Origin of the sequence: Bacteroides caecimuris (assembly GCF_001688725.2) — a bacterium.
Classification (GTDB): Bacteria; Bacteroidota; Bacteroidia; order Bacteroidales; family Bacteroidaceae; genus Bacteroides; species Bacteroides caecimuris.
Window position 1 is genome coordinate 3,014,239 of the sequence record NZ_CP015401.2, and the last position, 19,260, is coordinate 3,033,498.

Here is a 19,260-nt window from a genome sequence, read left to right on the forward strand (position 1 = left end):
AAAACGAACGCATTCCCCGCTCTGCCTCTTAGTCTCTTCTACCCATGAAAATCATGATATAGTAAACCAATGTAGCCAATGAGCCCAATGCAGCAACTACATATGTATAAGCAGCAGAACGAAGAGCATCTTCAGCTTGTGCATGATTATACGAGTTAGTAATGCCGGATGAACTCAGCCAAACGAGTGCGCGCTTACTTGCATTGATTTCCACCGGCAGCGTAATAAAGCTGAACAGGGTAGTCATGGCAAACAGAATAATACCTGCCAGCAGCAATTGCGGGAAAGTGTTTACCATCAAGATACCACCCAACAGAACCCATGTCATAATGGAAGAGGCAAAGTTCACCACCGGAACCAGCGCACTACGCATCTTCAAAGGAGCATACATACGCGCATGTTGCACAGCATGGCCACATTCGTGAGCTGCTACGGCAGCCGCCATAATACTATTGCTTTCATACACCCCTTCACTCAAATTCACCGTTTTGTTAGTCGGATTATAGTGGTCGGTCAACTGCCCAGGCGTATGTGTCACCTGCACATCATAAATTCCATTGTCATGCAACATCTTCAAAGCTACGTCGCGTCCTGTCATGCCGTTTCCGGTAGGAATCTTGGAGTACTTCTTGAACTTGTTCTGCAAATTCATCTGTACCAACCAACTTACTACGGCAATTCCAATAAATAATACCCAATAAGACATCATATACTTTTCATTTTAATTATTACTCTATATCTATATAAACAAATAGTTTGCCAAAAGTAAGGGGAAACTACCAATGTCAGGATAGTTTCCCCTTGCTTTTATGAAGAATTATCTAAAAATTAGTCAATTGTAAGTTCTACTACATAGTCAATATCTTTCGGCACATCAGCAAACTCCAGCACAACACCTGCTTTCGTTTTGGTAAAGCGAACCGGGGACTGGTCTTTGAACAGCACCGCTTTCTTCACTTTCTTATCTGCCAAAGGCAGGAACAACGCTCTATCTTTCAGATTGAGGATATGCACATAGAGCTTATTGCCTTTCTGTGTCGTCACTCCCCAGTCATGCGGGGCAACTGCACCGCTGCGTGTTCCGTAAATCGTTTCACCATATTTTTTCATCCACTCTCCCATCTCTGCCAAGCGTTGTACAGCTACTGCAGGAAGCTCACCATCGGGTTGAGGACCGATATTCATCAAGAGATTGGCATTTTTACCGGCTGCCTTCACCAAATAATGAATCAATGTCTTTGTTGACTTATAATTCTGGTCGGTAATCTTATACCCCCACATACCATTCATTGTTTCACAAGTTTCTAAAGGCAGGCGACTGATCTCCTGTCCCGAAAGTCCCGCTGAATTTTCACCTGGCAGGTCACGTTCGAAAATCTGAATATCTTCACCTGCAAAAGGCGTCTGATGATGATTGTTACCGATAAGGCATCCCGGCTGGAGCTTATGAATCAATGCGTATTGTTCAGGGAGTTCCCAGTCGAAATTTTTATTCTGGTCCTGATCCCACCATCCGTCAAACCAGATGGCACCAATCGGACCATAATTTGTCAGCAACTCCGTCAACTGGTTATTCATAAATTGATAATAGCTTTTCCAATCCCCTTTCGAATTGGGGCGTCCTGTTCCTCGTCCGGTACGTCCCCAGGGATAATCTTCGCGCACCCAGTCGAGATGCGAATAGTAGAAATGAAGTTTGATTTCGTGTTTCGCACAAGCGGCTGCCAGTTCTTTCACGATGTCACGCTTGAAAGGAGTAGCCTTGACTACATTATAGTCCGAATATTGGGTATCGAACATAGAAAATCCCTCGTGATGACGGGTAGTGAAACAGATATATTTCGCTCCCGAAGCCTTGATAGCCTCTACCCATTTGTCCGCATCAAACTTGGAAGGATAGAAACCGCCTGCCAGTTTGGCATATTCTTTATAATCCAGATTATTATTTGTCATAGTCCACTCACCGGTAGCGAGCATGGCATACAATCCCCAATGAAGGAAAATACCAAACTTATTGTCCTGAAATTCCTGACGTGCTTTCAGGTTCTCTTCGGTGGGTTGATAAGAAGAAGAAGATTGTGCAAATGCACTAACGCCCATTGCGAGCAATAAAAGAAAAGAAATAAAACGTGTTTTCATAAGCGCGATTATTTATGTGTATAAAAAAAATAGACAACAAGAAGTCTGAATAAAGAAAGGCGGAGATAAAAAAAACTCCGCCTTCCCCCTATATAATTACCAGATTGTTATTCTCCAGTATAACGTTCGATAGTCTGTGCCCTGTCCGGTCCTACAGATACAATCTTGATTTCTACACCAAGCTGTTCTTCCAGGAAAGTCAGGTAAGCATTGAATTCTTCCGGGAATTCATCTTCATTCTGCATCTTGGTCATATCTGTCTGCCAGCCCGGAAGCTCTGCATATACAGGTTCTACGCCTTCTGTGATGTCATACGGGAAATAATCGATTTCTTCACCATTCACTTTGTAAGCAACACAAGCTTTGATTGTTTCGAAAGTATCGAGTACATCGCTCTTCATCATAATCAATTTGGTAACTCCGTTTATCATAACGGAATACTTCAACGCTACCAGATCGATCCATCCGCAACGACGTTTACGACCGGTTACAGAACCAAATTCATGTCCCAACGTACACATCTTGTCGCCTGTTTCGTCAAACAGTTCTGACGGGAACGGACCTGCTCCTACACGAGTACAGTATGCCTTGAAGATACCATATACTTCACCAATACGGTTAGGTGCCACGCCAAGTCCGGTGCAGGCTCCCGCACATACGGTATTGGAAGAAGTCACAAACGGATATGAACCGAAATCAATATCAAGCATAGTACCCTGCGCTCCTTCACAAAGCACGCTCTTACCATCCTTCAACAGGTTATTCACTTCATGTTCGCTATCTACGAAATGGAATTGTTTCAGGTATTCGATACCTTCCAACCATGTTTTTTCCAGTTCAGTAAGATCGTATTCATAATTCAAGCTCTTCAGAATTTGTTCGTGACGAGCTTTCGCAGCAGCATACTTCTGGTCGAAGTTATGAAGAATATCACCTACACGAACACCGTTACGGCTCACTTTATCCGTGTAAGTAGGACCGATACCCTTACCGGTAGTTCCTACTTTAGCATCGCCTTTAGCTGCTTCGTATGCAGCATCCAGAATACGGTGTGTCGGAAGAATAAGATGAGCTTTCTTTGAGATGTGCAAACGTTCTTTCAACGGATGCCCTGATGCTTCAAGCGCCTCAGCCTCTGCTTTGAACAGTGCCGGATCAAGTACCACACCATTACCGATGATGTTTACCTTGTTTCCCTGAAAAATACCGGAAGGAATAGAGCGAAGCACATACTTCTGTCCCTCGAACTCAAGTGTATGACCGGCATTCGGGCCGCCCTGGAAACGGGCAACCACATCATACTTAGGTGTTAAAACGTCGACTACTTTTCCTTTACCTTCGTCGCCCCATTGTAATCCTAAAAGAACATCTACTTTCATTTTTCTTTTTTATTGTTGTTATTTACTTTTTTCCGTTTGTTAGCTCTGTCGCACTTACTACATACTCCATATATATATAAAGAGTAATGCGAAAGCTGGAAGCGGCTCAATTTCGTATTTTCAATGGCTTGCTGCAGTTCCTCGTTCTGAAACTCGGTCACTTTACCACATTGAGTACATATCTGATGATGATGTGTCTCTCGATTATATGATTTCTCGTATTGGGAGGAAGTACCAAACTGATGCTTAATGACCAGCCGTGCATTGATAAGAAGGATAATGGTGTTGTAAAGGGTCGCCCGGCTCACCCGGAAATTCTCTTGGTCCATCATCCGTGAATAAAGCATGTCTATATCGAAATGACCATCGATAGAATAGATTGTATCGAGTATGGCATAGCGTTCAGGAGTCTTTCGATGCCCGTTCGCTGTGAGATATTCCGTGAATATCTGCCTTACTGTATCTTTCACGTTTTGAGTTTCCATCATCAGCCAAAATTAGCGCGAACAAAGTTAAGCCTTTTTTGCGGAAAGCAAATGATAAAGAGAAGTTTTTTTAGTTCATCACAGAGTTAGACAGTTTTTTTATAAATTAAGTGGAGACTATCATTCGTTTTGTAGATTGGCTTATATAATAAACAAATAACAAGATGGTTTATTTTTTAGACGCGTCATCCGTGTTATCCGCGTCTAAAAATTAAACCGTTATTTAATAAAAGGACTTACCGCATGGAAATAAGATTAGTCTACAGCAAGCTCCTCTTTCACCATATTGTAGAGCATTTGCTCTCCTTCCAAGGTAGAATCAGCCATACCTTCCACCAAGCGGCATACTTGAAAAGCATGTTCCTCACTATGCTGCATATATTTGCGGATAACCAGCAAAGCAGCATTACGAATATGATAGCTGTCGGAATGTACCGCACAAATCGCCTGGTCGAGCAATTCGCCGGAGGCACGTTCAGTCATATCCCCTTTCTTCATCAGAAGACGGGCGGCAGTCAGGAAACCACAAGTCTGCACATACTCCTGTTCGTCGGCAATCCAGTGAAAAGATTTGGCCGGAGCATACGGTAAATGTTGGAAGAGATTCATACAAGTCAGTTCTGCTATTTCGATATTCCGGATGTTTTCCACCCAAATATCGGCTATCTCGGGATAAAACGTTTCGATCGGCTGAAGCATTCCCGCCAGAATCTTACACTCGCGAATTTCCTCTTTCCATAAAGCCTGCGCCAGGTCATGATTCTTTTCGTAACCTTCGGCAATCATCTTGATACGAGGCAGTTCCACTCCGAAATTGAGTTTATAAACCAGCCCTTTCTCGCGCATACTTTGGGACACAGCCCCGTTCATAGAGAGACGGAGCTGTGTCTTGATATCTTTCAATTGTTCTTTAATATCCATTTCAGATCAGTTGTTTACGGAAGGCAGCGGAGAATAATCAGTGCTGTAACGCATCATTTGTTCTACATAACCTTCATCATAAGAAACCGTGACATCCGTAACATTTCCGTTTTCATCTGTCACCAGTTCGTATTTCGGATTCACAAAACCTTTATAAGGAGCCAGATTCAACTTCTTATAACGTTCCAGAACTTCTGCATGTAAAGCCGGATCTACTTTTACGGCATAGTTTTCTACCAATGCACGGGCACCTTCGAAGTCGCCTGTCGATTTGATTCGCTGAATTTCAGCCAACAATTCGCCGAAAAGCTCGCGCACTTTCTGATAGTCATTGATAACCACATAAGTCTTTCCGTCTTTCTTCACCAATTCTACCACTTTATCGGCAGCCCCCTGCTCAAATACCCAACGGGCTATCAATTGGCGGTTGCGCATGTGAGCTTCTTCCACTGTATTTCCCGGTTCGATACGTACCAACTGCGTCATCAGACCGTTCATCAGATAAGTATAATATTGAGCTTTATAAGCATCGGGAGAAGAGAGAAGTCCCAGTTCCACCAGCTTGGGGTCAGCCACATAATACAATCCGAACAAATCGGCACGCGCCTCTTCGATGGTAGAGCCGTATGCTTTCAAAGCATCAGGATCTACACCCGGAAGTAACTTACCGGAACCGTGTCCCAAACATTCGTGCAAGTCCGTATGCAGCTCATCCGTTAAATCAGAATAAGCATCGATCAGTTGTATTTCCGCATCGCTATAAACAAATTCTTCGTTGAATCCGTTTCCGTGAGCAGCTTTGTTATAAGCATCTGTTATATTTCCGATTGTCACCGATTTAGAACCGTGGTGAGCACGAATCCAGTTTGCATTCGGCAGATTGATACCGATAGCCGTTGCCGGGTAAAGATCACCTGCAAGGATAGCAGCAGTAATCACTTTAGCCGATACCCCTTTTACCTTTTCTTTCTTGAAAGATTTATCTACCGGAGAATGATCTTCAAACCACTGCGCATTGCTACTGATTATCTCTGTGCGGTGAGTTGATTCCAAATCTTTGAAATTCACCAAAGACTCCCAGCTCGCTTTCATACCCAACGGATCGCCATAACTTTCAGTAAATCCATTCACAAAGTCGATGCGTGAATCAAGGTCTTTCACCCAGAGAATGGCGTATTCATCGAAATCTTTCAGATTGCCTGTTTCATAGAATTGAATCAGCTTGGTGATAACAGCCTTCTGTGCCTCATTCTCCGCTACACCTTCCGCTTTTTTCAACCAATAAACAATCTTCTCTATTGCCTGTGTATAGAGTCCGCCTACTTTCCAAACTTTCTCCTCCAACTTTCCGTTTTCTTTGACCAGCCGACTGTTCAGCCCGTAAGAAACCGGTGTTTCATCTTTCGGATCTTTCAGGGCGCTATAAAAACTCTCTGCCTCTTTCTGCGTCACTCCGTCATAATAGTTACAAGCAGAGGTCAACACAAGATCTTCGCCATCTGCCTGGTTTACCCGTTTCGGCATAACAGTCGGATCGAAAATCACCGGAAACAGTTCGGCACAAAGTTGTTCGGCAGTCTGCCCTTTCGCCAACGGCAGCAACTTGGCATCTATACCGAGTACAGCCTGTTTCAAGAATTCCTGCGAGAAGTTGGGCACAAACTTCTCCGCACCATAGTGATGATGAATACCATTGGAGAACCATACTCTTTTCAGATACACCTCCATATTTTTAAAATCAGGCGTTGTTTTATCTCCCTGATAGTTTGTATATACTGCTTCGAGCATCCGACGGATTCTCAAATTATATTTTCCATTCTGGTCAAACAGAATATCCCTTCCCTCCAGAGCAGCCTCTGTCAGGTAATAAATCAGTTCCTTCTGTTTCAGCGTCAGTTCCTCAAATCCGGGAACTTTATAACGCAATATCTGTAAATCAGCAAATTGTTCCACTGTATAATCAAATTTGTCTGCTTCAGCAGTTGTTGTTTTACTTCCTCCGCACGATGTTAAAAGCGTAGCGGCCATTGTCATTAAAATCAGTTGTTTTTTCATAATGCTAGCATTGATTAATTAAAAATGAGAAAAGGAATTATCTCCAAAATCTTTCATTTAGAGGTAATTCCTTTTGACTAATTTCGGAACGCGCAATTATTTCTTATTTTCGAGATGTTTTTTGCGATATCCATTAGGAGTCTCACCTACGTTTTTATAAAATGCAGCGTAAAAAGATTGACGATTTGCAAAGCCCACCATAGCACTAATTTCTTCCACATTTTTGTCGGCATAACGTTTGTCAGTCAATAAATGCAAAGCATCTTTTACTCTGTATTCATTCAACAGGCAAGAATAATTCATGCCAAAGCGTGAGTTCACTACTGCAGAAAGGTAACGAGTATTCGTCTTCAATTCTTTCGCCAGGTCCTTAGCTGAATATTCAGGATCTTTGTATTTCTTCTGTACAACGATGATATGCAGAATCTTGTCATACAACTCATCTGCCAATTCTGGTCTAATCAAAGATCTGTATGCAGCCTTCTTTTCTTTCTTTTCCCTCAAATTGTAGGGACGTTTTTTCGGAGTTTCTTCCGTTTTTTTGTTCTCTAAATCACTCATTGAATTAACTGGTTAGGGTTCGTTCATCTGTTATTAATTGCTCATTTGCAACATAACATGTTACAAATGTCTTACTTTTTTTTTAAACACACAATTATTTTGTGCATTTTTTTTCTAATAAAACAATCAAAAACATTGAAAAAGAGGGAATAAGTTCGAATAATAAGAAACTTTAACCTTTTTATATTTCATCTCGGAAACTGAAATCTACACATTGCGGAAATTGCAAAAGAAAAACGTACCTTTGCAGCAAGTTAAAACAAGCATCCATGAGAGAAACTCTAAAGAAATATTTCGGATACGACAGTTTCCGTCCCCAGCAAGAAGACATCATCCGCCACATCCTCCATAAGAAGGATGCATTAGTGCTAATGCCTACTGGCGGGGGAAAGTCCATCTGCTACCAGCTTCCCGCCTTACTTAGTGAGGGCACTGCCGTTGTAGTATCCCCGTTGATTTCATTAATGAAAGACCAGGTGGAAGCATTGTTGGCAAACGGAATTGCTGCCGGAGCGTTGAACAGCAGTAATGACGAAACAGAAAATGCCAATCTGCGCCGTGCCTGCATTGAGGGACGGTTGAAGTTGCTCTACATTTCACCGGAGAAATTGCTGGCGGAGAAAGATTATTTATTGCGAGATATGCATATTTCCCTGTTCGCTATTGACGAAGCCCATTGTATTTCGCAATGGGGACACGATTTTCGCCCGGAATATACTCAAATGGGAGTTCTCCACCAGCAATTTCCACAAGTACCGATCATCGCTTTGACTGCCACCGCAGATAAAATTACCCGCGGAGACATCATTCGCCAACTTCATCTTGTCGAACCCCGTACTTTTATATCCTCTTTCGACCGTCCCAATATCAGTCTGACGGTAAAGCGCGGATTCCAGGCAAAGGAAAAGAACAAAGCTATCCTTGAATTTATCCGCCGCCATGAGGGAACAAGCGGGATTATTTACTGTATGAGCCGTAACAAGACGGAGACAGTAGCTCAGATGTTGCAGAAGCAGGGGATTCGTTGCGGGGTTTATCATGCCGGATTGCCTACGCAGCAAAGGGAGGAAACGCAGGACGATTTTATCAATGACCGGATTCAGGTAGTATGCGCCACGATTGCTTTCGGCATGGGTATCGACAAGTCGAATGTCCGTTGGGTAATCCACTACAACCTGCCTAAAAGTATAGAAAGTTTTTATCAGGAGATAGGACGTGCCGGACGTGACGGTCTGCCAAGTGACACTGTATTGTTTTATTCTTTAGGTGATTTGATATTGCTGACCAAGTTTGCCACGGAGAGTAACCAGCAGAACATCAATATTGAAAAGCTGCAACGTATGCAGCAGTATGCGGAAGCGGATATTTGCCGGAGAAGAATCCTGCTGAGTTATTTCGGAGAAACAACTACCGAAGACTGCGGCAACTGCGATGTCTGCAAAAATCCCCCTCAACGGTTTGACGGCACAGTCATTGTACAAAAAGCATTAAGTGCCATCGCACGTGCAGAACAACAAATCAGCACAAGCATATTGATTGATATTCTTCGTGGAAACTACTCCGTGGAAGTGACCGGAAAAGGATACCAGGAACTTAAAACTTTTGGTGTCGGACGCGACATTCCACCTCGTGACTGGCAGGATTATCTGCTCCAGATGCTCCAACTCGGTTATTTCGAGATTGCTTATAATGAGAATAACCATCTCAAAATAACGTCAAGCGGAAGCGATATTCTTTTCGGAAGAGCACAAGCTACATTGGCAGTTATCCAGCATGAGGAAGCTGTTACCCGAAAAGGAAAAAAGAAAAAAGTGGTTATCACCAAAGAACTCCCCTTCGGTGCGACAGGCGGCGAAAGCCAAGATTTGTTCGAGGCATTGCGAGGATTAAGAAAACGGCTTGCCGATCAGGAAGCTTTGCCCGCCTATATCGTCCTGTCAGACAAAGTGTTGCATCTGCTTTGCATCTCACGTCCCACCACCATCGAAGAGTTTGGAGAAATTAGTGGTATCGGCGAACACAAGAAAAAGAAATATGGAAAGGATTTCGTAAATCTGATTAGACAGTTCGTAGAATAAAAGAAATTCTTGAATAGTATATATTAACGAGTCGCCTGGTTAATGATTATTCGTTCCACTAATGTTATCTTTCCGTTCCACAGTTGTTTCCCTTTAGTTCCACATATATGGAACTAAAGGGAAACAACTGTGGAACGAACTAATGTCTATAACAAAAACTCTAACTTATGTAAACCGGAAAAATATAGTTGCCTTATTGATAACTTCACTTACATTGCCGCAATTGCTCGTGCAAATCAGCCAGAGGCACTCCCAATGAAATAGCTTTTTCAAAGTCAGCTTTTGCCAACCCTTTCTTCTTCTGTGCCAGGTAGATATTTCCACGCAACAGATAAGCATCAGCCGAGGCAGCATCCAACCGGATGGCTTCCTCCAAATCGACCAACGCCAAATCTTCATGTTTCATCTCACGTTCCACATCGGCACGGGCAATATAGAGCGTCGCATCTTCAGGAGCGGCCGCAAGCATCTTATTCAATATTTCAAGAGCTTCCCGGAATTTTCCTTCTTTCTGCTCCAAAGTAGCCAGTCCCAGCCGTCCGCTATAGCTCTGCGGATCGAGCTCCAATAAATGATTATAATCTATTCTCGCAGCCGGATAATCGCGGCGGAGCACATAAATATAAGCACGCATCAACAAAGCTTCTTTGTTCTGCTTATCCTCGTCCAACACCTGGCAATAATCCGTATAAGCACGGTCTATTTTTCCCATTTCCATATAAATGGCGGCACGGTCGAGCAAAATAGGGACTGCCAAAGGAGCAAAGTTCAGTGCAAAAGAATAAGATTCCAATGCTTTATCAAACTCGCCTAAACGACGCTGAACCAATCCTAAGTTAGAAAAGAGCAGCGCATTCTTTCCGTTTTTCGGTTCTAGCTTCAAAGCCTGAAGCAAAAGTTCCTCTGCCTGGGGAAGACTGTCTTTTTCGATACACTCAATAGCCCTCTCGGACAATTGCTGATAGGTTTGTGCAAAGGTAACAGCCGGAAAACAAAAAAGTAAAGCGATAATTATTCTTACCATGGTTCAGGTCTTTTTATAGTGAATGAATTAATCTAATGGATATGCGTCAAAAGCAAACAATTCGGTCGACAAATAACGCTCTCCCGTATCAGGTAACAACGCTACTATTTTTTTGTTCTTAAATTCCGGGCGTTGTGACAGTTGACGGGCGGCATACACAACTGCTCCCGAAGAAATACCCGCCAACAGACCTTCTGTTGCCGCTAACTCACGCCCTGCACGAATCGCTTCATCATCTGGCACGCCTATCACTTCATCCACCACCGAAGCATCATAAAGCTTCGGGATAAAATTCGCCCCAATACCTTGAATACGATGCGAAGCCGCCTCGCCCCCTGTCAACACAGGAGACGATGCCGGTTCTACAGCAACAATATAAATATTCGGATTATGTTTCTTCAAAGCACGGGCTACCCCGCAGACTGTTCCCCCGGTACCAACTCCGGCTACAAAAACGGCCACTTCACCGTCTGTATCCCTCCAAATTTCTTCACCCGTTGTCCGTTCATGAACAGCAGCATTGGCCGGATTTTCAAATTGTTGCAAAATCACCGAACCGGGAATACTATCACGCAATTCCTGCGCTTTGGCAATGGAAGCTGCCATCCCTCCCAGCCCATCTGTCAATACAATCTGCGCACCCAACGCTTTCAACAGATTCCGCCGTTCCAGACTCATCGTTTCGGGCATGGTCAATATCAGGTGATACCCTTTAATAGTAGCCACCATTGCCAACCCTACACCTGTATTTCCGCTTGTCGGCTCAATAATCGTTGCACCGGGTTTCAATGCTCCACGAGCCTCCGCATCTTCAATCATCGAAAGAGCGACTCTATCTTTTACACTTCCCGCCGGATTAAAAGCCTCTAGTTTGGCAATAATATTTTGTTCCAGACCATACTTTGCACTATAACCGGAAAGCTCCATCAAAGGGGTATTCCCCACTAAATCTGTTAGTTTCTTTGCAATCTTTGCCATCTTATTACTTCATTTTTGTCACAGACACGACAAAGATATGGAAAAAAAGGTATGTTTTACCCCACATCATGAGAAAGATAAGGAAAAGTATAGTAACTTTGTATCCGTTCAATCTTTTTAAGTTTACATATATGAAAAAGAGAATTATACAATTTCTCACGACCTATTTTTTATTTGTTCTTTTATTCGTTCTTCAGAAACCAATCTTCATGGTTTACTACCATGACTTATATACTAATACATCTTTGGGTGACTATTTTCGCGTCGTATGGCACGGATTACCGCTGGATTTATCTCTTGCAGGCTATCTGACCGCTATCCCCAGCATCCTGCTCATTGCTTCCGCCTGGACAAATTCATCCATACTCCGCCGCATCCGGCAAGGATATTTCGGAATAATAGCCTTTGCCATGGCCTGCATTTTTATCATCGACTTGGGATTGTACGGCTTTTGGGGATTCCGTCTGGACGCCACTCCTATTTTCTATTTCTTCTCTTCTCCCAAAGATGCCATAGCAAGTGTCAGTTTTTGGTTCGTACTACTTGGAATTCTAGCTATATTGATCTACGCAGCAATTCTATATTGTATTTTCTATTGTGTCCTTATCCGGGAGAAAAAGCCTCTGAAAATACCTTATCGACGCCAGAATGTCTCGCTTGCACTGCTTTTGCTGACAGCGGCACTCTTCATCCCTATCCGGGGCGGATTCAGCGTATCCACCATGAATTTGAGCAAGGTGTATTTCAGTCAGGACCAACGCATGAATCATGCAGCCATAAATCCGGCATTCAGCTTCATGTATTCTGCCACCCATCAGAATAATTTCGATAAGCAGTATCGCTTCATGGATCCGAAAATAGCCGACGAATTATTTGCAGAAATGGTGGACAAACCAGTCGCAGCAACGGACAGCATCCCTCAATTATTGAATACACAACGCCCGAACATTATTTTCATTATCCTTGAGAGTTTCTCCACACACTTGATGGAAACTTTCGGAGGACAACCCAATGTGGCTGTCAACATGGATAAATTCGCAAAAGAAGGCGTATTATTCAGCAACTTCTACGGCAGCAGTTTCCGCACAGACCGCGGACTGGCATCTATCATCAGCGGATATCCCGGACAGCCGAGTACCAGCATCATGAAATATCCCGAAAAGACAGACAAACTTCCTTCCATCCCCCGCAGCTTGAAAAATGCAGGATACAGCCTCGAATATTACTATGGAGGAGATGCCGATTTCACCAATATGCGCTCTTACCTGGTATCTTCCGGAATCGAGAAGATTATTTCCGATAAAGATTTCCCTCTGTCCGAACGTACCGGAAAATGGGGAGCACAAGATCACGTTTTGTTCCAGCGCCTGATGAAAGACCTGAAAGAAGAAAAACAAGAAGAGCCATTCCTGAAACTGGTTCAGACATCAAGCAGCCACGAACCATTCGAAGTTCCGTTCCACAGGCTGGATGATAAAGTCCTCAACTCCTTTGCGTATGCCGACAGTTGTGTGGGAGATTTCGTGAAACAGTATCAGGAAACACCGTTATGGAAAAACACACTGTTTGTACTCGTTCCCGATCATCAGGGTGCATACCCATACCCGATAGAAAATCCGTTGGACGGACAAACCATTCCGCTGATTTTAATCGGAGGTGCAATAAAACAACCTCTCGTAGTAGATACTTATGCTTCGCAAATTGACATTGCCGCCACTTTGCTCGCTCAATTAGGATTGCCGCACGATGAATTTACTTTCAGCAAGAATATCCTGAATCCGGGCTCTCCTCATTTCGCGTACTTTACCCGGCCGGATTATTTCGGAATGATTACTGCCGATAACCAATTGGTGTACAACCTTGACGCCAATACCGTGCAACTGGACGAAGGCACCGCCAAAGGAGCTAACCTGGAAAAAGGAAAAGCGTTCTTACAGAAGCTTTATGATGATCTTGCCAAACGCTAATTATTAAGAAATATGGAATATTTATAAGGTAATATAGGACATTACTATTCTTTATTGTATATTTGCGACGTTAAAAATAGATCAATAAAGCCTGATGACACATAGCGAAATCGTCCAAATCCTTTCGGAGATAGATACCAATATCTTCTTATCTTTCAATGGTATACACTCCCCTTTCTGGGATTATTTCATGAGTTCCTTCACGGGTAAAATAATCTGGGTTCCCATGTATGCCACCATATTATACATATTATTAAGAAATTTCCACTGGAAGGTAGTCGTATGTTATGTGGCAGCTATCGCGCTCACGATTACCTTTGCCGACCAAATGTGCAGCAGTATCATCCGCCCGGTAGTGGCACGCCTGCGTCCCGCCAATCCGGACAACCCAATTGTGAATATGGTATATATCGTAAACGGGTATCGTGGAGGAAGTTATGGTTTCCCATCGTGCCATGCGGCCAATTCATTGGGTCTTGCCATGTTTGTAGTATTTCTGTTCCGTAAACGTTGGCTAAGTATTTTCATCGTAACTTGGGCAATTCTTAACTGCTATACACGTATATACTTGGGTGTACATTATCCTGGTGATTTACTCGTAGGAGGTATTATCGGAGGATTCGGCGGCTGGTTATTCTGTACTATCGCTCACAAAATAGCCATTTATTTGGAACCTTCCACCCGCACGAAGAGAAAAGATATAAAACAATGGTCAGTCACTATTTATATAGGATTGCTGACAGTGCTCGGTATCATTATATATTCCACTATTAAAAGCTGGTAAAATTCACCACAGATTCACACAGATTGCAAATGATAAAAAAGATATTCCACAAGAAGAATGAAGAGTAAGTGGAGTTATCAAACAAAATCTGAATATTAAAAATCACCCACGTTATAGCTATCTATAACGTGGGTGAAACTATTTATAAAGGGCTGTTACACAGCTCCATCAGCAATCTGTGTGAATCGGTGTAATTTGTAGTAGAATATCAAGCTTTCTTGATATAATCAACAATCCACTGTCCTACTTCTTTCGTTCCGTATTTAGCACCGTCAGCCACCTGAATTTCCGGTGTACGTACATTCTCATCCAAAGAAGCGTCTACTGCTTTACGAATCAGCGCACCCTCTTCTTTGCAATCGAAATACTCGAACAACATAGCTACGGAAAGGATTTGTGCCAACGGATTAGCAATATTCAGTCCTTTAGCCTGCGGCCATGAACCATGAATAGGTTCAAACACCGGAGTGCTCTCGCCTGTGGAAGCAGAAGGAAGCAAGCCCATAGAACCACTGATTACAGAACCTTCGTCAGTCAGAATATCACCGAAGGTGTTTTCCGTTACCATCACATCGAAGAAAGCAGGTTCCTGAATCATCTTCATTGCAGCATTGTCTACAAACATATAGTCTGTTGTCACTTCCGGATAGTTCGGAGCCATTTCCTGCGCAATCTGACGCCACAGACGGGAAGAAGCCAACACGTTTGCCTTATCTACCACCGTCAGGTGTTTTCTGCGCTTCATCGCGTATTCAAAAGCCACTTTCAAGATACGCTCGATTTCCGGACGAGTATAATAGTTGGTATCATACGCCTTGTCATTATCCTGATACTTTTCACCGAAATACATACCTCCGGTCAACTCACGGATACAGATAAAATCTGCGTTCTCTACCAGTTCCGCACGCAACGGAGATTTGTGAATCAGGCATTTGAATGTCTGCACCGGACGGATATTGGCAAAAAGTCCCAGTTTCTTACGCATCGCCAACAAACCTTGTTCCGGACGTACCTTAGCAGTAGGGTCGTTATCAAATTTCGGATCGCCTACGGCAGAGAATAAAACAGCATCCGCATCTTTACAAACCTGATAGGTTGCTTCCGGAAACGGATCGCCTACTTTATCAATCGCATCAGCTCCACAGATTGCATATTCGTAACTTACTTTGTGGCCAAACTTCTCGCAAACGGCACTCATCACATCTACACCTTGCACAGAGATCTCCGGTCCGATACCGTCGCCTGCTAATACAGCAATTTTAAAATCCATAATCGTTTATTCTTCTATTTATATATTCTTATAAAAAACATTCTTCAGGCAAGCTGTTCTCACTTGCTCTTCCCGTATTCATCTTCGATGAGGTTCAGCATCTTCATGGTAGCTTTGATGGCAGCTTCCGTCTGATCGGCATCAAGTCCGCGGGTACGGAACACCTGCTCGTCATAACTCCATGTGATTACTGTCTGCACAAATGCATCCGTACGCCCACCGGGAGGGATTGTCACCGCATAATTGGTCAGCATCGGGAATTTGCGTCCTAACGTCACCTTATATATCTTACGCAATGCACGAACAAAAGCATCATATTGACCATCTCCACTTGAACTCTCTTCATACTCTTTCCCATTGATTTCTATCTTCAACGTAGCCATCGGTTTCAAGCCATGAGCCAGATTCACAAAATAGCTCTTCAGTTTGACCTTCTCACCTATTGATCCATGCTTCAACACATCAGAAACAATGTACGGCAAATCTTCCTGTGTCACCAATTCTTTCTTGTCGCCCAGTTCGATGATACGTTCCGTCACTTTGCGCATAGCATCTTCATCCAGCTCCAATCCGAGATCTTCGAGATTTTTGCGGATATTGGCTTTACCGCTTGTCTTGCCCAACGCATATTCACGTTTGCGGCCAAAACGTTCGGGAAGCAAATCATTACAGTAGAGATTATTTTTGTTATCTCCGTCGGCATGTACACCTGCCACTTGCGTAAAGACATTCTCACCTACAATCGGTTTATTGGCTGGTATCACAATTCCCGAATAAGACTCCACTACCCGGCTGACATCATTCAAACGGCTCTCGTCGATATTGGTCACCGCATTGAAATGGTCTTTCAAGATAGCCTGCACACTCGCAAGAGGAGCATTTCCTGCCCGCTCGCCCAGTCCGTTGATGGTAGTATGCAGTCCTTTGACACCGCTTAATACAGCTGCAAGAACGTTGCTCACCGCCAAATCATAGTCATTGTGCGCATGGAAATCAAGATGGGTATTCGGATAACGTTTCTTCATCTTCCGCATATACTCTATCACTTGCAAGGGATTCAAGATACCCAGCGTGTCAGGCAACATATAACGCTTGACGCTTGTCTCTTTCAATCCATCCATCAACTGGAATACATATTCGGGAGACTCCTTGATACCGTTACTCCAATCTTCCAAATAAACATTGACGGTTATATCCTGTTCGTCGGCATAATGCACCACATTAACGATATCTGCCAGATGTTCTTCCGGTGTCTTTTTCAGTTGTTGCGTACAATGCTTCAGTGAACCTTTGCAAAGAAGATTAACCACGCGGCAACCAGTACACTGAATCCAATCGACAGAAGTATGCCCGTCAACAAAGCCGAGCACTTCCACTTTATGGAGCAGATTACGACGGGCCGCCCAGTCGCAAATCATCTTCACGGCTTCAAACTCACCGTCCGACACACGCGCCGAAGCAACCTCCACCCGGTCTACCTTCAAATCTTCTAACAGCAAACGGGCGATCATTAGTTTCTCATGAGGCACGAAAGATACTCCGCTGGTTTGTTCACCATCACGGAGCGTTGTGTCCATGATTTCTATTTTCACGCCTTCTTTTCCCATTCTTCTATTTTATCTTTATTGCTTAACAAGAAATCTATATCGTCCAATCCGTTCATCAAACAAAGTTTCTTGTAAGCATTGATTTCAAAATGTTCACTTTTACCTGTCGCCTTGTTGGTGATGGTCTGTTCGGGAAGATTCACTTCCACTTCTATCTTCGGGTTTGCTTCTATCGAATTGAACAATTCTTGCAGAAACTCCTCGGTTACAACCACCGGAAGCACAAAGTTGTTCAACTCATTATTCTTATGAATATCGGCAAAAAAGCTGGATACCACCACACGGAAACCGTAGCCGGCAATTGCCCAGGCTGCGTGTTCACGGCTGGAACCCGAACCGAAGTTCTTACCAGCCACTAATATCTGTCCGCTGTAGGTAGGGTTGTTCAACACAAAATCCTTGTTCAAGGAACCGTCTGCATTGTAACGCCAGTCACGGAAAAGGTTATCACCGAAGAATTTTTCTTCACGAGTGGTTGCTTTCAAGAAACGTGCCGGAATAATCTGGTCGGTATCTACGTTTTCTAAAGGAAGAGGTACACAAGTACTTGTGATTATATTAAATTTTGTCTTAGCCATCTTTTTATTTACGATTTACTATTTACGATTGAAATTACATCAGTTCTCTTGGATCGGTAATCACACCTGTCACCGCAGCAGCAGCGGCTACCAACGGACTGGCCAACAAGGTGCGTGCACCAGGTCCCTGACGTCCTTCAAAGTTACGGTTGCTGGTAGATACCGAATATTTTCCGGCAGGAATCTTATCATCGTTCATTGCCAGGCAAGCAGAACATCCCGGCTGACGAATAGCAAATCCGGCTTCTGTCAAAATCTTGTCGATTCCTTCCTTACGGATCTGTGCGTCTACCATCCATGAACCCGGAACCAGCCATGCAATTACATTCTCCGCTTTCTTGCGACCTTTCACGATGGAAGCAAATGCACGGAAATCTTCGATACGACCGTTTGTACACGCTCCGAGGAATACATAATCAATCTTTTTACCCAACAAAGATTCACCCGGTTGGAAGCCCATGTAGTCCATTGATTTCTTGAATGAAACCTGTGCTACTTCGCTCATTCCTTCCATCGTAGGAATGTGCTGTGTGATGCCCATGCCCATACCCGGATTCGTTCCGTAAGTAATCATCGGCTCAATATCAGCAGCTTCGAAACGAACTTCCTTGTCGAATACGGCATCGTCATCACTCTTCAATGTCTTCCAATATGCCAAAGCCTTGTTCCATGCTTCGCCTTGCGGAGCACTTTCACGTCCCTTGATATATTCAAAAGTCACTTCGTCCGGAGCAACCATGCCACCACGTGCACCCATTTCGATAGAAAGGTTACAGAGGGTAAGACGTCCCTCCATTGTCAGATTGCGGATGGCAGAACCCGCATATTCTACGAAGTAACCGGTAGCACCGCTGGTAGTCATCTTGGACATCATATACAGAGCCACATCTTTTGCAGTCACCCCTTTGCCCAATTCATCGTCTACGGTGATACGCATTGTTTTCGGTCTTGACTGAAGAATACATTGCGAAGCCAATACCATTTCCACTTCACTTGTTCCGATACCGAAAGCGATTGCTCCCATCGCACCGTGAGTAGAAGTGTGAGAGTCACCGCAGACAATCGTCATTCCCGGCAAAGTCAAACCACGTTCAGGACCTACCACATGGATAATTCCATTCTTCGGATGCATCATACCATAGTGTGTCAAACCAAAATCCTTCGCATTCTTAGTCAACGTATCGACCTGCATTTTAGAAATCGGATCTTCAATCTCCTTATCCTGATCGTGTGTCGGTGTGTTATGGTCGGGCATACAAAATACCTTTTCCGGACGCAACACTCCGATTCCACGTTCACGCAATCCGGCAAAAGCTTGCGGACTAGTCACTTCGTGACAATATAAGCGATCAATATAAAGCTGTGTAGGACCATCTTCCACAGTAGTGACCACGTGGGCATCCCATATCTTATCAAATAATGTATTCATCTGTT

Annotated in this window: 16 protein-coding genes; 3 read left to right on the plus strand and 13 right to left on the minus strand. The window is 43.6% G+C overall.

The genetic code is table 11. The features are described 5' to 3' along the window. Nucleotides 1-28 precede the first annotated feature (28 nt). From A4V03_RS13125 to A4V03_RS13155, 7 genes are all read right to left on the minus strand, one after another. Complete coding sequence (locus tag A4V03_RS13125) at nucleotides 29-709, minus strand: zinc metallopeptidase (protein WP_024988134.1); 681 nt, start codon at nucleotides 707-709, stop codon at nucleotides 29-31. A 119-nt stretch (nucleotides 710-828) separates the two neighbouring features. Continuing rightward, complete coding sequence (locus A4V03_RS13130) at nucleotides 829-2,139, minus strand: alpha-L-fucosidase (protein WP_065539215.1); 1,311 nt, start codon at nucleotides 2,137-2,139, stop codon at nucleotides 829-831. Between the two features lie 107 nt (nucleotides 2,140-2,246). Then, complete coding sequence (locus tag A4V03_RS13135) at nucleotides 2,247-3,518, minus strand: adenylosuccinate synthase (protein WP_065539216.1); 1,272 nt, start codon at nucleotides 3,516-3,518, stop codon at nucleotides 2,247-2,249. Continuing rightward, on the minus strand, nucleotides 3,515-4,003 hold the full coding sequence (locus tag A4V03_RS13140) for a Fur family transcriptional regulator (RefSeq protein ID WP_008025868.1): 489 nt from the start codon (nucleotides 4,001-4,003) through the stop codon (nucleotides 3,515-3,517). The genes A4V03_RS13135 and A4V03_RS13140 overlap by 4 nt, the downstream gene beginning before the upstream one ends. 255 nt (nucleotides 4,004-4,258) lie before the next feature. After that, nucleotides 4,259-4,924 carry a DNA alkylation repair protein gene (locus A4V03_RS13145; protein WP_004314019.1) on the minus strand — a complete coding sequence of 222 codons (666 nt, stop codon included), beginning with the start codon at nucleotides 4,922-4,924 and terminating at the stop codon, nucleotides 4,259-4,261. 6 nt (nucleotides 4,925-4,930) lie between these two features. Next, complete coding sequence (locus A4V03_RS13150; protein WP_065539217.1) at nucleotides 4,931-6,979, minus strand: dipeptidyl-peptidase 3 family protein; 2,049 nt, start codon at nucleotides 6,977-6,979, stop codon at nucleotides 4,931-4,933. Nucleotides 6,980-7,075: 96 nt separating this feature from the next. Continuing rightward, complete coding sequence (locus A4V03_RS13155; RefSeq protein ID WP_065539218.1) at nucleotides 7,076-7,540, minus strand: helix-turn-helix domain-containing protein; 465 nt, start codon at nucleotides 7,538-7,540, stop codon at nucleotides 7,076-7,078. A gap of 269 nt (nucleotides 7,541-7,809) precedes the next feature. Between A4V03_RS13155 and recQ the strand changes: the two genes are divergently transcribed. Next, entirely contained in the window at nucleotides 7,810-9,618 is a 1,809-nt protein-coding gene (gene recQ, locus A4V03_RS13160; RefSeq protein WP_065539219.1) for a DNA helicase RecQ, read from the plus strand. Between the two features lie 205 nt (nucleotides 9,619-9,823). Here recQ and A4V03_RS13165 read toward each other — a convergent pair whose 3' ends face one another. Both A4V03_RS13165 and cysK read right to left on the minus strand, forming a co-directional pair. Beyond that, nucleotides 9,824-10,642, minus strand: a complete 819-nt coding sequence (locus tag A4V03_RS13165; RefSeq protein ID WP_065539220.1) for a tetratricopeptide repeat protein — start codon at nucleotides 10,640-10,642, stop codon at nucleotides 9,824-9,826. 27 nt (nucleotides 10,643-10,669) lie between these two features. Continuing rightward, nucleotides 10,670-11,620, minus strand: coding sequence for a cysteine synthase A (gene cysK, locus A4V03_RS13170; protein ID WP_065539221.1), 951 nt, complete (start codon nucleotides 11,618-11,620; stop codon nucleotides 10,670-10,672). 131 nt (nucleotides 11,621-11,751) lie between these two features. Here cysK and A4V03_RS13175 point away from each other — a divergent pair, with 131 nt between their 5' ends. Then, nucleotides 11,752-13,587 (plus strand): LTA synthase family protein, encoded by a 1,836-nt coding sequence (locus tag A4V03_RS13175; protein WP_084081152.1) that lies wholly within the window; start codon nucleotides 11,752-11,754, stop codon nucleotides 13,585-13,587. Nucleotides 13,588-13,681: 94 nt separating this feature from the next. Continuing rightward, complete coding sequence (locus A4V03_RS13180) at nucleotides 13,682-14,371, plus strand: phosphatase PAP2 family protein (RefSeq protein ID WP_065539223.1); 690 nt, start codon at nucleotides 13,682-13,684, stop codon at nucleotides 14,369-14,371. Between the two features lie 208 nt (nucleotides 14,372-14,579). Here the strand turns inward: A4V03_RS13180 and leuB are convergent, their stop codons facing one another. From leuB to leuC, 4 genes are read right to left on the minus strand one after another with little or no spacing between them, the layout of a single operon-like run. Next, nucleotides 14,580-15,641, minus strand: a complete 1,062-nt coding sequence (gene leuB, locus A4V03_RS13185) for a 3-isopropylmalate dehydrogenase (RefSeq protein WP_004311790.1) — start codon at nucleotides 15,639-15,641, stop codon at nucleotides 14,580-14,582. Between the two features lie 59 nt (nucleotides 15,642-15,700). Next, nucleotides 15,701-17,248: an alpha-isopropylmalate synthase regulatory domain-containing protein gene (locus A4V03_RS13190; protein WP_065539224.1), complete on the minus strand. Its 1,548-nt coding sequence runs from the start codon at nucleotides 17,246-17,248 to the stop codon at nucleotides 15,701-15,703. After that, nucleotides 17,230-17,826 carry a 3-isopropylmalate dehydratase small subunit gene (gene leuD / locus A4V03_RS13195; RefSeq protein WP_065539225.1) on the minus strand — a complete coding sequence of 199 codons (597 nt, stop codon included), beginning with the start codon at nucleotides 17,824-17,826 and terminating at the stop codon, nucleotides 17,230-17,232. Before leuD ends, A4V03_RS13190 begins: the two co-directional genes overlap by 19 nt. Nucleotides 17,827-17,860: 34 nt before the next feature. Then, entirely contained in the window at nucleotides 17,861-19,255 is a 1,395-nt protein-coding gene (gene leuC, locus A4V03_RS13200) for a 3-isopropylmalate dehydratase large subunit (RefSeq protein ID WP_065539226.1), read from the minus strand. Nucleotides 19,256-19,260 lie beyond the last annotated feature (5 nt).